Annotated in this window: 8 protein-coding genes and 3 pseudogenes; 1 reads left to right on the top strand and 10 read right to left on the bottom strand. The window is 38.6% G+C overall.

The features are described from left to right. Positions 1–42: 42 nt before the first annotated feature. From SH603_RS08110 to SH603_RS08145, 6 genes and pseudogenes are all read right to left on the bottom strand, one after another. On the bottom strand, positions 43–1293 hold the full coding sequence (locus SH603_RS08110) for a hypothetical protein (protein WP_321533804.1): 1251 nt from the start codon (positions 1291–1293) through the stop codon (positions 43–45). Next, positions 1283–1420, bottom strand: coding sequence for a hypothetical protein (locus SH603_RS08115; protein WP_321533805.1), 138 nt, complete (start codon positions 1418–1420; stop codon positions 1283–1285). Before SH603_RS08115 ends, SH603_RS08110 begins: the two co-directional genes overlap by 11 nt. Beyond that, positions 1396–2757: a KxYKxGKxW signal peptide domain-containing protein gene (locus SH603_RS08120; protein WP_321533806.1), complete on the bottom strand. Its 1362-nt coding sequence runs from the start codon at positions 2755–2757 to the stop codon at positions 1396–1398. The genes SH603_RS08115 and SH603_RS08120 overlap by 25 nt, the downstream gene beginning before the upstream one ends. A 31-nt stretch (positions 2758–2788) precedes the next feature. Beyond that, the gene (locus SH603_RS08125) at positions 2789–3919 is read right to left on the bottom strand and encodes an IS30 family transposase (RefSeq protein WP_013923736.1); all 1131 of its coding nucleotides are present in this window, start codon (positions 3917–3919) and stop codon (positions 2789–2791) included. A 204-nt stretch (positions 3920–4123) separates the two neighbouring features. Further along, positions 4124–6933 (bottom strand): annotated as a pseudogene (locus SH603_RS11370) (NlpC/P60 family protein). A gap of 162 nt (positions 6934–7095) precedes the next feature. Then, complete coding sequence (locus SH603_RS08145; RefSeq protein WP_169472898.1) at positions 7096–8673, bottom strand: peptide chain release factor 3; 1578 nt, start codon at positions 8671–8673, stop codon at positions 7096–7098. Positions 8674–8858: 185 nt separating this feature from the next. On the opposite strand from SH603_RS08145, the gene SH603_RS08150 reads away from it, so the two are divergent. Then, positions 8859–10328 carry an LCP family protein gene (locus SH603_RS08150; RefSeq protein WP_321533809.1) on the top strand — a complete coding sequence of 490 codons (1470 nt, stop codon included), beginning with the start codon at positions 8859–8861 and terminating at the stop codon, positions 10326–10328. A 43-nt stretch (positions 10329–10371) separates the two neighbouring features. Here SH603_RS08150 and SH603_RS08155 read toward each other — a convergent pair whose 3' ends face one another. The 4 genes and pseudogenes from SH603_RS08155 to SH603_RS08170 form a co-directional block, all read right to left on the bottom strand. Then, a complete protein-coding gene (locus SH603_RS08155) occupies positions 10372–11490 on the bottom strand; it encodes an AI-2E family transporter (RefSeq protein WP_169472896.1) in 1119 nt (372 codons plus the stop codon). Positions 11491–11560: 70 nt separating this feature from the next. Continuing rightward, a pseudogene (locus tag SH603_RS08160) lies at positions 11561–13288 on the bottom strand (N-acetylmuramoyl-L-alanine amidase family protein); the annotation flags it as partial. Between the two features lie 42 nt (positions 13289–13330). Next, positions 13331–14714: pseudogene (locus SH603_RS08165) on the bottom strand (ISLre2-like element ISLre2 family transposase). Positions 14715–14841: 127 nt separating this feature from the next. Then, positions 14842–15972, bottom strand: a complete 1131-nt coding sequence (locus SH603_RS08170; RefSeq protein WP_013923736.1) for an IS30 family transposase — start codon at positions 15970–15972, stop codon at positions 14842–14844. Positions 15973–16059 lie beyond the last annotated feature (87 nt).

Here is a 16059-nt window from a genome sequence, read left to right on the forward strand (position 1 = left end):
TTTTTGAAAGTTATTAAAACTACATGACCAGATAAAAATGTTTTAAATACGATTCCTAATCGCCCATTCTGGATCAATCCATTCACCATGACCCGTTGCTTTGCTTGAATCAGACCAACTTGGTACAAATGAATTTTTAAGGTCAACACCATAATTTGGACTAGTATTGATTCCCAAATGAAGATGATCCTTGTCACGGTAGCCAATTACTTGACCCGCGTAAATAATATCGTTTGGTTTTACAGTAATCTTATTCCGGTTACTAAATGCTTCTTGGTAGACATAAAGGAAGCGACCATCCCAAATTGTTGTAAACCACCACATTGTTTGTCCATTATTATCACGAACAGTATTAACATCTAATACGCGACCACCATGAACAGCATGAACAGCTGAACCAGGGTGATCCTGGGTCCCAAAGTCTAAGCCATCATGGTAGCCATTCTTGCGAATATTGCTGGTATAGTCAAATTTTTGTCCCTGATAATGCCAACCTTCGCCAGACTGTGGGAACGGCCAACTCCATCCATCGTTTTGTGGAAGCGCACGGGCAATTCCATCATTTCCAAAGTTATAGCAATGACCATCGACCCAGTTTATTCCGGTATACATTCGCCCATGCAATTGATCATTGTATCCCCATAAATCATCTGGATCTGGTTGGCATTCATAGCCATCAGAGAAATAATAACGGTTCCCATTAATTGTTCGCCACCCAGTTGCTAATTGACCATTTACTGGATCATAATAAACGGTCCCACCATTAAGACTCTGGAAACCATCATTAATGTCAATTTGTGAAGACCAGAAATCTAGATAATTACCATTGCCATTTGCATCATCTGTATAACGATGAATAACTTTAATTCCCCGATGATTCATTGCCGCGCTAACAGGTAAAGTTGCAGCAAAAGCCGACTTATTGTTATTAAGCCATGACGTATTCGAACTATTTAGGTTTGAGTTTGTATTATCTAATTTAACACGATAGAATTCATGACCATCAAGGCCGACAACAATTAAATATTGATAAGGTCGGCTATTTTCACCGATTGCTTCATGCCATCCCTTAATATTAATATTATTGCCGTTTAAGCTAATATTAGCATTTCCCATATTTGTGGAGTAGTTACTACTGAGTTGATCAGTTACTCCTTGATTAGGATATGGATTGCCATCAGTAACTGTTGAAAAACGTAATAAGATTTGAAGATTACCGTTAACTAGTTTATTGAGTTGATCTGTACTTAACTTAATATCCGTACTGAAACCACTCTTTGCGCTACCGTACATCGGGGTATACTCGTCCAACATCGGGACGACCAGTTAAGGATAACTTTTGACGGGTAATTTCTTTTCCATTAAATAAAACAATAAGGTAAGGATTCTGCTGAACTAAACTATTATCGCTTGCATCCATCCCTGAACATGCAATCCTTGATCAGTCATCTTTACTTGATCAACGTAAGATGCTGTTTGGTTTAAAGTAACTGGTGATGACCAAAAATCAATATGTTGACCATCATTACCGTTACCATTTGGATCTGCTGAGTATCGACTAACGACTGAATATTGATGACCTGGTTGGAGTGAATTCAAATTAAAGGTTACATTAAAACCTGCATTTTCGGCATTTAAGACGTAAGGGTAGGCTTTAGCAACATCTGGGCGAGCAATCCCATTAATTTTCATTGAGGCTACTTGCCGATTAGCTGTTCGATCAAAAATGATAATAAATCGGTTGCTGGTAACGTTAGATAAATCACTAGCATGCCAACCTGCAACGGTTAATTGACCAGGTTCACTAATATTAAAACTGTCAAGCCAGCCCTCATTTACTCGGTTAGCTGGTGCAATTCTTTGTGGTGCAAACCATTCAGTAACATAAGATCCTTCTCCATTAGCAGCATTACTATACCGGCTTAAAATCTGATATTGATGGTTAGGATCAAGATTTGCAACATTAAAGACAGCTTTAAAGCCAGAATTATCTGCATTCATTATGTCTGGATAAACACGGACAACATCTGGACGCGCTACTTTCTTAACTTCTTGGCGACTAATTTCATGGCCAGCAGTTTGATCAAACAAAATTAAGAAGTGATGATCACGATTAATTGAACCATTAGTGGCGTGCCAGCCTGTGACAAATAACTGACCATTTTGAACTTGAAATTGGTCTAAACTACCATAGTTACTTTTATCAATTGCAATTGGTTGTGACCACCAGTCTGTGTGTTGTCCCTCACCAGTTTGCGTATTGCTATAACGGCTAACAACTTGGATAGAATCATTTTCATCCTGCATATTTTTAGTATTTAACTTAATATTTGAATTGTAACCAGAGTTAGCAGCATTGTACACATTGTGGACCTTTGCAACATCTGGACGAGTAACGTTATTTATTACTTTGCTTCGTCCTAATTCTTTATTTGTTGTACTATCGTAAGCAATTACAAATCGATTCTGTTCATCAAGGGACTGGTTAGTTGCTTGCCAACCAGTTACTTGAAGTTGGTCATCATTAAAGTTAGCTTGATCAAGATAACCATAATTCCCCTTATCTTGATGGTCATAAGTTTGATCATTAGTAGGGTTATTAATTTTTTGAACTTGGCCAGTTGATTGCGGCTGTTGAGTATCAGCAAGCACATTCTCACTAAATACTATGCCAGTTGAAATCGCAATTGTAGTTATTGTCGCAACAATCCATTTTTTACCACTTTTATATAACTTAAAATGTTTTTTATTTTCCACCTAAATTTCAAGAATAAGTTAGCCACTGGACTCAAATAAATAATACTGACCAATTGATTATTGGTTGATGGAGCTGTGATATCTCTTGGTAGAAGGCCTTACGATAGATATCCATTGACGAATGTCCATTAAACATAGCTCGTGGATAGTGATTCATCCAATCATTAGTCGCTATGATCTGAGCACTACTATAGTTATTTATAGCTTCACCTTTGGTAATCTCCTTGCGGAGAAACCGGTTATTGATCTCATTGGATCCACGTTCCCAAGGGGAATACGGATCAGCATAGAAAACATGATCGTGAACTTGTGTTAACTCACTAAATTCTGAACCGTTGTCAGAGGTTATTGTCTTAAAGATGCGATAGTAAGCATCTGTGCCCATTTTCTGGCGTAAATTTATAAAGAACTGATTTACTGCATGCGCAGTTTTACCAGCAATTTTACTCGTGATATTAACTCGTGAAAGGCGATCAGTCATTACTAGTACAACACTGTCATTACCGTTTTTCTGTCCCTGAACTGTATCTAGTTCCCAATGGCCAATTTCGGACCGTTGGTCCGCAGTTTGAGGTCGTTGAGCAATATTAGGCCCTAAGCACCTTTTAGCTTGCGGATGAGTTCGATGATGCTTACGTTTAGGTTTTTCAAAGAGGTCTAAATTGGACGTACGAAGCACACCCTCATTAATCCATTGATATAAAGTTACAACCGACTTTGGGATCAGGGTGCCATCATTCATTAAATCTCGAGCCTTATAAATAACCGCTTGTGGGGAGTAATGGTGGTCGTCAAACTCACCAAGCATTAGCTGATCAGCTAATCGTAAAAATTGCTTTGAAGAATAATATAAGCGACGACGACCAGAATGGCGGTGATGTTCAAGATATGTGGCCTGACCAGCTTCATAACTATAGATGTAGTAAGAATATTCGTAAATCTTACCATTAGATTTTTGACGACGAAGTTGGCGGACCGTACCACGGTTGAGCTCGTTATTAATTGTTTGATGATTAACTCCTAATTGGCGACCAATTGCGCGATTGGAAAGTCCTTGCGACTTTAAAGTCGCAATCATCACACGTTCTTCTTTAGTAAGATGAGCATTCTTTTTATGAGTAGTCAATAAACTAGTAGACATGGTATCATTTAAGTGCGTCATTTGACGGACATCCTTTCATATAGGTTTGGTTCACTTAATATGATACCTGATGTCACGCCGAATGGCGTTTTTTATTTACCACCAACTGGGTGGCTAACTTCATTCTATAATCCACCTTTTTATTTTCCATTTTAATCTCCCAATTTATTATTAAACAATAAAAGGGTTAAAAATGTTCCCCAACACTTTAACCCTTTTTAAATCTTAAGCAAACACCCGTCTGATACCTGCAATTACATTACGTTGACCATTAACAATTGGTTGAACCATTACTCTTGGTGGCCAGCTTTCAATTACCTGGTTATTACCGAGATAAATCGCAACGTGCCAAATAGTATGGGTTCCTGGTTGATAGTAGAAGACAAGGTCCCCGCGTTGCCAATCATTATATGAAACATTCATAAAGTGCGGATCAGCAAAGAGGTTTCGAGAATTCCATTCATTGCCAGGGAAGCCATGATAGATGGAACTGCATGAAGTTGGATTAATTCCACCAGCATATAGAGCTTGCATTACTAACCCAGAACAATCAACGCCGTAAGCTGGAGATGAAGAACATCCTGCAAGCCATGGTTTACCCATGTATTGATATGCCTGACGAATCATTGCTTCAATATGATCTTGACGTGAAGCACCAGCACCTGCTCCAAGTGGGGCTATGTAGCTATCAATACTTGTCCACTGATCAGCAGGCAAGCCTAATGCAACCCAGGTGTTATAGTCAACCCAACCAGTTGCTGGTAAGCCATGAGCCCGTTGAACACTCATTACCCGGTAAGCATCAGCGGTAGTGTAAGTGTTATGTTGATAACCAGTCCCAATTCGATCCTTAACTAGTTGCGTCTTAATTCCTTCATAACCAGGGCCGATGTTATGACCAACGGGACCACTTGGTTGGATTTGACTATAGTTAATTTGGTACATCCATGAAGGATTTTGGTAAAGATTTAAATATTGATTAGTAAGCCATACTTGCGAATAGTTTCCTTCACCATTATCTGTGTTACTATAACGACTGACTAATTGCATAGCATCGTGAGCATATTGACCATCAATATTAAAGTCAACTGTAAATCGAGCGTTATTTGCGCCTAAGATATTACCATAAACGTTATTAATATCTGGACTGGCAACATTAGTTACTTCTTTTCGAGCGATTTCACGACCCTTACTTAAATCCCATAAGATTATAAAGTGATGAGAGTCAATCATCGATACATCATCAGCGTGCCAACCAGAAGCAGAAATAGTTGTACCATTTTGAGTAAAGTGATCTAACCATGCTTGATTATTATTTAAGTTCACATTATTGTTATACCAATAATCAATATGGTTCCCTTCCCCATTCTTGGCATCATCAGTATATCGACTGACAAGAACAAATTGGTGACCAACCATTGCTGGAGTGATATCAAACGTTGTATTGTAGCGCGATTGACCAGCATTTTGAATGTTACCATATCCATTTTGGGCAACATCAGCACTAGCAGTTACTTTCACATTTTCACGAGCAACTTCACGATTTGCAGTCTTGTCAAATAGAATAAGATAATGGTTCTTTAAGAGGGCGGAAGCATCAGCCGCATGCCAGCCACTTACTACTACTTGTTTATTTGCACCATTAACGTGGAATTGGTCAAGGTAACCAGCTTGATTTGTATATACGTCTACTGCTTGATTATACCAATAGTCGGAATGATTTCCTTCACCATGAGTTGCATCATCAGTGTAGCGGCTAACAAGAACAAATTGATGACCGACCATTGCTGGAGTGATATCAAAGGAAGCTGTAAACCGTGCTTAATCAGCATTATTAACATCAGCAAAGCCATTTTGGGCAACATCCGCACTTGCCAGTGTCTTAACAGCTTGGCGAGCAACTTCATGATTTGCCGTCTTATCAAACAAGATTAGGTAATGATTAGTTAATACAGTAGATTGATCATTAGCATTCCAACCACTAACAATCACTTTGTTAGACTTATTATCAATTCTAAATTGATCGAGATAACCAGCATTTTTGTCTTTACCTAATTTAAGAGAATTATTAAACCAGTAATCTGAACGATTTCCTTCACCATTCTTGGCATCAGAGCTGTAACGACTAACAATCGTTAATTCGTCGCCTAACATTGCTGGGATGATGGTAAAGTTAGCACTGAAACGGGAATGATCCGCATTAACAATTTCACTATAGCCATTTCGTGCTACATCAGAACTTGTCAAAGTCTTAACAGCTTGACGTGTAATTTCCTTGTTCTTAGTCTTATCAAAAAGAATCAAGAAATGGTTTGGCTTGTTGACAGATTGGTCATCTGCATGCCAGCCAGAAACTTCAATATTGTTACCATTAACTTTGAAATTATCTAAATAGCCAACCTTAGTTTGAATAGTAGGATACCAAAAATCGGCACCACTGTTTATTTCACCGTTGGCATCATTAGTATAACGTGAAACGAAGCGGACTGAAGAAGCATTATTTAGACGATCTACTGGAATCGAAGCTTTAAAACCACCATTTTCAGAAATAGGAGCTTTAGGGTAAACCTTTTGAACATCTGGACGACTAACTGTTTCTACTTTTCCACGATATAATTCCTGATTATTATCCCCATTTAAAGCAATTAAGTAATGGTCCATTCCTGTCTTATACTGATTTGTAGCATGCCAACCGCTAACATCAATTGTGTTAGCATTGTCAGTATCAGCAGTTACTGAATCAATATATCCAGCATTAACTGGTGTCTTATAATCAGCATTGGTCTGTTGGTTGTTTTTTCAGATGAATTATCTTTCACCTGATCGCCAGAATTACTATTGTTATTCCTAGCATTAACTTGTCCATTTTGTGGTGAAGATGTCAAAGTAGTAGTTGGAGCTGTTTGTGTTGCAACATCAGCGTGAACATTTGTACTAGCTAATGAAACTCCAGTAGCAACTGCTACAAGCGTAATCATCATCGTACACCAGTTTTTACCAGCTTTAAAAAGCTTATAGTGGCTTTTTCTTTGCATAATATTACCTGACTTTCTACAAATAAATTACTTTCACTTAAACACGTTAATTAAATCATAGGTTTAATAATTTTTAAATAGTTTTTCATTTTTTCTTCACAATTTTCAGACAAAAAATAAAGCACTTATGAAGAAAAAACTTCATAACCACTTTATTAACTATTATAACTTTGCCGTTAACTTCACATCTGGATACTTTTGCTTAAACCAATTTTCGGCGAATTGATTTTCAAATAAGAATAGTGGCTGATCATGGATATCCTTGACTAAGATGTTTCGTGATGACGACATCTTTTCATCTAATTGGTCTGGATCAATCCACCGGGCAGTCTTAGTTCCCATTGGTTCCATCACAACTTCTGAATTATATTCATTTTGCATCCGGAACTTGAACACTTCAAATTGAAGCTGACCAACTGCACCGAGAATATAATCACCAGTAGAATAACTCCGGTAAAGCTGGACGGCCCCTTCTTGAACTAATTGATTGATTCCCTTGTGGAAGGACTTCTGTTTCATCACATTCTTGGCAGAAACACGGACAAACAGTTCTGGTGTAAATTGTGGCAACTTTTCAAATTGAATATCTTTTTTACCATTGTAAATAGAATCACCAATTTGGAAGTTTCCGGTATCGTATAAACCGATAATATCACCGGCAACAGCTGTCTCAACATTTTCACGGGTATCGGCCATAAATTCAGTTACATTTGATAACCGCATTGGTTTCTTAGTCCGTGATAATGTAACATCCATCCCCCGATCAAATTCACCGGAACAAATCCGCACAAAGGCAATTCGATCACGGTGACGAGGATTCATGTTAGCCTGGATCTTAAAGACAAAACCAGAAAATTCGGGATCAAGGGGCTTAACAACATCCCCGTCCTCAGTTTTGTGGTCACTTGGTGCAGGCGCAAACTGTAAGTAGGTCTCCAAGAAAGTCTGAACCCCAAAATTAGTTAAAGCAGATCCAAAGAAGACCGGTGTTTGGTCCCCTCTGGCAATCTTTTCTTGATCGAGTTCATTACCGGCAACTTCGACCAGTTCCATGCCGTCCATTGCATCTTGCCATTCACCATCACCAGCTAATGGGTTATCGCCCTTAACATTACCGTCTTCATCTAATGGTAAGTAAGGATTATTTTCATCAGCTGGGTGTGTCAAGGCAACACGATGGTTAAAGCGGTCATAGATCCCCTTAAACTGGTGACCAGAACCGATCGGCCAGTTGATTGGGTAAGTTTCAATTCCTAATACATCTTCAACTTCATTTAAAAGGTCAAGTGGTTCACGGGCATCCCGATCAAATTTATTCATAAAGGTAAAAATCGGAATTCCCCGCATCTTACAAATTTGGAATAACTTCTTAGTCTGCGGCTCGATCCCCTTCGCACTATCAATAACCATCACAGCGGAGTCCACCGCCATTAATGTCCGATAAGTATCTTCAGAGAAATCTTCGTGCCCTGGAGTATCCAAAATATTGATCCGCTTACCTTGGAAATCAAATTGCATAACAGATGAGGTAACAGAGATTCCCCGCTTCTTTTCAATCTCCATCCAGTCTGACTTTGCAAAATTACCGGTTTTCCGTGCTTTAACGGTCCCGGCTTCACGAACTACTCCCCCAAAAAGCAAGAGTTGTTCAGTAATCGTTGTTTTCCCGGCATCCGGGTGAGAAATAATGGCAAACGTACGCCGTTTATTAACTGCTTCAGCAAGTTCTTTTGGTGACATTAATTTTTTCCTTTCCTTATTTTATTCTCGTAAAATATCTCTACTATATTATTACAATTTTTTAGGAAAGTCTATTCTTAAAAAAGTTACAGAAAGTTTAAAGTATTGAGATATATTTGAACTTAGGATTAATTTTCTGCTATATTAATAAAGTTAGAACTTATTTTTATTGAGGTACTTAGTATATGGATAATAACAATAACAACGAATCGCGGGAACATTACCGTAAACGGATGGAAGAACGTATCCAACGTGACGTTAATGAACGCAAGCGTCGAGAACGCGAGGAAGCACACAACAGACGTGAAAATCGTTTGCGACAAGAAGAAGAACAATCGTCACCCGATTATCAACCACCAAAAAAGCATCACTATCGAACGCCAAATTGGGTGCGCGCGTTAATTGGATTATTAATTTGTCTAGTAGTGGCCGGCGGATTTTACGAATATCATAAAGTTCACTCAGTTGCCAAAGGGGTGTTTGGCGCTGGCGATGGAAAAATTAGTAAAAAGTTACAAAAAGGTGAACCAGTTTCCGTCCTGGCCATGGGAACAGATGTCGGGGCTTTAGATCGTGGTAACAAGGGTGGTAATACCGACTCTTTGGAACTGTTTACTATTAATCCAAAAAAGAAAACAATTACTATGACTAGTATTCCTCGTGATATCCTAGTACGTGTTGAGACTAGTGATGGTCCTGATTATGTTAAAATCAACGCTGCTTATTCAATCAATGGACCAAAGCAAACCGTAAAGCAAGTATCAGAATTACTTGATGTGCCGATTGATTACTATGCGGTTATTAACATGGGGGTTCTCGAAAAAGTTGTTAATTCCGTTGGCGGGGTCGAGGTTGATAACCCATTTGCCTTTGACTACGAAGGCCACCACTTCAAGAAAGGTAAACAATACCTTAATGGCGCAAATGCGTTGAAGTATTCCCGGATGCGGTATGATGATCCAAATAATGATTATGGTCGTCAAAAACGACAACAACAAATTCTAAAGAGCGTTATTAATAAGTTCAAGGCTTCAGGCTCAATTGGTGCAGCTAACAAGATTTTAGATGCTGTTGGGGATGGTGTTAAGACCAATATTCCAATTGATGATATTGCGACCTTGTATGGTAACTACCATGGCGCAATGAACAATGTTAAGACCTACCATTTCCAAGGACAAAACGCAACGATCGAAGGAGTCTCTTTCCAAATTGCTAGTCCTAAAGAAATTAACCGGGTATCAAAACTGGTACGAGCTCAACTTGGCTTAAAAGCTAAGAACGTTGTTAACCACGAAACTAAGATGTACAAGTCACAACCACACTACAATGGTTACAATGAGACTGACTTTATCCTTCCTGGGGGTGCCAGTTACAATGATCCTGGTAGTGGTAATGGGAGTGATGAAGTTACAGGAAGCTCTCATTCCTCACGACAGAGTGAAAATGAGACTGAATTATCTTCAACCTACACAGCGGGTAACAATGAAAGCTATAGTGAATCTCGAGCAGTTCCGACAACTGAAAATCAAACCCAGACTGCTCCTATCCAGCATCATTATTCTACCCCTCAACCCCACACTTATAATAGTTATCACTCAACTTATACTCACCCAACATATGGTAACCATTATGGATATACACATCGGTATTATTAATAAAAAAAGCATTTTCGCGAGTTTGGACGAAAATGCTTTTTTATTATTCAGTTTTAGTTTTATCAACAGGATGTTCAATTCGATAAATATCAAAGAAGTATTCACAAACAGTCTTGATAACGGCATAGAACGGAATACATAAGATCATTCCTCCGATTCCAGCAATATGCCCCGCAGCAAGTAATAACATAATGATTGTTAATGGGTGAATCTGAAGCGTCTTTCCGATGATATTAGGGTAAACAATATTTCCATCAACTTGTTGAACAACGATCACCACCACAATTACCCAAATGATCTTATTTGGTGCCATCGTTAAAGCAACAAATAATGCTGGTGCAATCCCAATATAAGGTCCAATATATGGAATAATATTAGTTAAACCAGCAACAATGCCGAGAACAATTGCCAGCGGCTGGCCAATAATAACGTAACCAATTGAGGTAAACACACCGACAAATAAACATTCAATCATTTGTCCAGAAATATAGGAAGATAAAGTTGAATTCATTTTACCAAGCAAGTCATTTACTTCTTTTGCATGGTGGGGAGAAAGCCATTTTTGAATACTTGGGATAAGTTTAGAACCATCCTTAAGCATATAAAATAGCATTACCGGAACAGTAATTGTTACCACTGTCACGTTCGTCAGCATACCAATGATATCCCCGACCCGCGTTGATAGGCCTTGCAAAACCTTTTGCGCATATCCAGCTAGTTGGTGATCAAACTGCCGGTAATATGCATTTAGATCCACGTTTCGCAAGAATGAATGCTCAATTGTATCATTAATAAGGTGTTGAATTCCTGTGACCGTCTGTGGCATGTTACGTACTAATGTTGAAATTTCTTTTACAACTGGTGGAATTAACATGGCAATTCCACCAATAACAATCACAATCAATAAAAGCACGATTAATAAGCTAGCGATTCCACGGTTCATATGAAAGCGCCCAATTTTAATCTTCATAAAAAGCTTTAAGACTGGGTTTAGCATATAATATAGGAATCCAGAGATAATCAATGGAACAAAAACTACTGAGATAAAGGTTAAAAACGGCTGAAAAATAAACTGAATTTTTGTACACATCCAGATTAGAGTTGCTACTGTTAGTAATAGCAACGGCCAAAATAGCCAATGATAAAATTTTTGCTTAGACATAGTTACTCCTTAATAAAAACCTTCTAAAATTGTACCTCAATTCTAGAAGGTTTTGTTTAAAGATTTGAAATTAAAGATGGGAATATTCGTATTTAACTAGTTCAAAGAAATCCTTCATTGTATATGAAGTACCAAAGTAACGAGATGCTCGATTAGCCCAATAGCCATCTGGATCAGTGTGATCAGTCTTTCCATTAGCAATGTATTGAGTAACATTGTGGTGAGACCATAAAGTTCCAGTTCCGTTTGCTTGAGCTAGGCTAGGTGCCATTCCATATTCATTCATCTTATATGCAGTGTAGTAAGCTGCGTTTACAAGTTCTCGGGCAAAGTTATTAGCACCATAAACTTCAACTTGTTCAAACTGATCTGCTCGTCCATTAGCTGGATATGCAGCACCCCAAGCTTCATGATCTGTAGGAGAAATTTCAATAATTTGATCTCCATCTACAAATGCGTGAACAAAGGCATTATTGTAATGTGCTTTTTCATAGTTAATCTCGCCCCAAATACTATCATTAGGGTTAGCAGTTTCATGGACAACAACCATGTTTGGTTTCCCATCTTCTGTTTCACTATATACATCAGTAGTATCAGATGGAATTACATGATTTACAGTAATAGTCGCATGGTTAATGTGATTATTTAAAATGTAACGATTAATTCCATTTGCATTTAAATTGTATTGCAAATTTACTAGAACAGGATTTGATGATAAATCAATAAAATTACCATTTCCATCTTTATCATCAGTTAATCGATGAACAAAACGAACTAAGTGCCCTTGCATTTTAGTTGGAATGTTCATTGTTACTTGGAAACCTGACTTATTTGCTCCTTCAATATAAGGATAAACATTTTGGACATCATTCCGTCCAAGGCCCTTATCCGTAATCTCTTGGCGGTAAAGTTCTTGACCATTATTATCAAGAACAATCAACCATTCATATGGTTTATTACCCGCTTGCGTACTTGCATGCCAGCCACTTAAACTAACCTGACTAGCTGTTACGTGAATATTATCAAAATTACCAGCATTCGTTGGATAATCTTGACTATACTGATCGCTGTAATTTTGGTTAGCATCATCACCAGCAAACCGCATAATTACTTTAAGGGTGCCGTTTGCCTTAGCTGGATCCACCTTAAATTCACCGTTAAAGCCACCCTTTTGCGAGTTGTAAATGCTTGGGTAAACTTTAGCTACGTCGGGACGGTCAGTCAGTTCGACCTTCGTTCTAGCAATTTCTTGACCATCATTCAATAAAATAAGGTAAGCATTAGGCTTGTTAATTGATTGGTCACTAGCCATCCATCCTTTAACATTGTAGCCATTATCAGTCTTGGTAAAGCTATCAACATAAGAAGCTTGTTGATCTAACGTTACAGGATTAAACCAATAATCGGTAGTCTTACTTTGACCATTATCCCCATTACCACCATCTAACGTTGAGTAACGACTAACAAGACTATAGCTATGGCCTGGGGTAAGATTTACTGTACCAAAATTAGCATTAAAGCCGGATTGCCCAGCTGTTGCTACTGTAGGATAAGCCTTTGCCACATCGGGACGAGCAACATTAGTGACCTTAATGGACTTAACTTGCGTCTTATTTGTATTATCAAATAAGATCAAGTAGTGATTATTTTCAACTTGAGAATAGTCAGTTGCGTGCCAGCCACTAACGATTAATTGACCATTACTAAGATTAAAGGAGTCAAGATTTCCTTGGTTACTGGTATTACCTGACATAAATTTTTTAGGTGCAAACCAATAGTCAACCCGGTTGCCTTCACCGTATCTGTCAAGTTTTCATAGGTAGCCTTTAAATATACAGTTTTAGTGGGTTAGTGCCTTAAAAAGTTGTCCCATTGGTCTACTTGTGGCCGTGTTAATCGGAATTATTCCTTGTACTGCTCCAATTGACGGCTTTGTCGGTGCTTTTCTTAGAAACTCTCCAGTTCGAATATGCATTTCCTGTAATAGGCTGGTTTGAGCCACTCGAGGAAGAACTGTTAATTGTTCTAGGATCGTATTTAAACTAGCTTGCAGTTCACCATTCATTCGGGCTTCAATTAAACCAATCATGGCCTTAGCCCCCTGCTCAGTCCACGACTTGCCCTGTTTCTTCATCCGGTAAGTAAAAGCCCGGTGAGAACTTTCGACTGAACCGATTAAATGAATATCCTTAAATCCACGCATTTGTGGCGAGAGGATATACCGCCAATTTCGCTGTAGATATTTTCTTAAACGCATTAGGTCGTCTGCTTGTTTTTCTGTTAAGTTTTGTGATTCATAAGTATCTAAAATTATCGTTAGCTCTGCTTGATCATGATGGCGAACCGCTTTAATTGCTCGCATAGCTAATTCGTTGTGATGACCTAAAGTATGTTCAATTTTCTGTAAGCAATGATAGCGGTCGAGAAAGTATTCACCATGTTGCACCTTGAGGAACTAGACTTAATAGCTTAGCTGGTTCGTAACCTGGGCCAGCGTCACTGGCCAAAAAGATCGTTTGACCGGCAAGCTTATAATGGCGGTCTAAATAATCACTTAGTCGTGCTTCAAGCCGTCCTTGGTGCCCAACACTGAGAAAGTCATGCCGATTAATGATTTGATTAGCTACTCGCTCATAAACCCGATAATGGTGCACAAGAGTCAGCTGACCTGCTTCTTTTTTGCCTTTAATCATAAAGGCATCACCCTCAATAGTTAAATTTTTAGGCATATGGCGAGGAGTAGCTTGGTGTTCTTTTGCTTGAGTTTGTTTAGCTACCTGATTTCCTAACTCATGCACGGCGTGCATTACCGAATCGGCAGTAATTCCGCTGTCAAATACAAGGTTCAAAATGTCGGCAGTATTGCGCATTGTAGTTGTTTGGGCAATCTTAGCCATCATCATTAAGTAGTGTGGCGATAAACGACGACGTGGTTTAATTTTTAATTGTTGGTCTAAGTAAAATTCACGTTTCTTTGTCCCAACCTGATAATACCGTCGTTGAAAAGTCACCGGGCCAAAGATAAAGTTAAGCGTCCGTGGCTGTTTATTGATTACTTGATAGTTCGCTGGAGCTTGGGACTTTAAGCTTCGATCTAAGCTTTCCAAAAAGTTTTGCATGATTACTTGTCCTAACTCCAATACCCCTTTTAAAATAATCTGTTCAGCTTCAAATAAACTGCCTGATTTCACCAAATTCTGCTCGATTTCTGTTAAAATATCCATGAGGAAAGACCTGCCTTTGCTTAGTATTCGACACACTAAAGGCTACTGGTCTTTTCTTTTTTTGTAAATAAGTAAATTGGTCTACAAAAAAGATTCCTAAATTTCAAGAATAAGTTAGCCACTGGACTCAAATAAATAATACTGACCAATTGATTATTGGTTGATGGAGCTGTGATATCTCTTGGTAGAAGGCCTTACGATAGATATCCATTGACGAATGTCCATTAAACATAGCTCGTGGATAGTGATTCATCCAATCATTAGTCGCTATGATCTGAGCACTACTATAGTTATTTATAGCTTCACCTTTGGTAATCTCCTTGCGGAGAAACCGGTTATTGATCTCATTGGATCCACGTTCCCAAGGGGAATACGGATCAGCATAGAAAACATGATCGTGAACTTGTGTTAACTCACTAAATTCTGAACCGTTGTCAGAGGTTATTGTCTTAAAGATGCGATAGTAAGCATCTGTGCCCATTTTCTGGCGTAAATTTATAAAGAACTGATTTACTGCATGCGCAGTTTTACCAGCAATTTTACTCGTGATATTAACTCGTGAAAGGCGATCAGTCATTACTAGTACAACACTGTCATTACCGTTTTTCTGTCCCTGAACTGTATCTAGTTCCCAATGGCCAATTTCGGACCGTTGGTCCGCAGTTTGAGGTCGTTGAGCAATATTAGGCCCTAAGCACCTTTTAGCTTGCGGATGAGTTCGATGATGCTTACGTTTAGGTTTTTCAAAGAGGTCTAAATTGGACGTACGAAGCACACCCTCATTAATCCATTGATATAAAGTTACAACCGACTTTGGGATCAGGGTGCCATCATTCATTAAATCTCGAGCCTTATAAATAACCGCTTGTGGGGAGTAATGGTGGTCGTCAAACTCACCAAGCATTAGCTGATCAGCTAATCGTAAAAATTGCTTTGAAGAATAATATAAGCGACGACGACCAGAATGGCGGTGATGTTCAAGATATGTGGCCTGACCAGCTTCATAACTATAGATGTAGTAAGAATATTCGTAAATCTTACCATTAGATTTTTGACGACGAAGTTGGCGGACCGTACCACGGTTGAGCTCGTTATTAATTGTTTGATGATTAACTCCTAATTGGCGACCAATTGCGCGATTGGAAAGTCCTTGCGACTTTAAAGTCGCAATCATCACACGTTCTTCTTTAGTAAGATGAGCATTCTTTTTATGAGTAGTCAATAAACTAGTAGACATGGTATCATTTAAGTGCGTCATTTGACGGACATCCTTTCATATAGGTTTGGTTCACTTAATATGATACCTGATGTCACGCCGAATGGCGTTTTTTATTTACCACCAACT

The organism is Limosilactobacillus reuteri (assembly GCF_034259105.1).
GTDB lineage: Bacteria > Bacillota > Bacilli > Lactobacillales > Lactobacillaceae > Limosilactobacillus > Limosilactobacillus reuteri_G.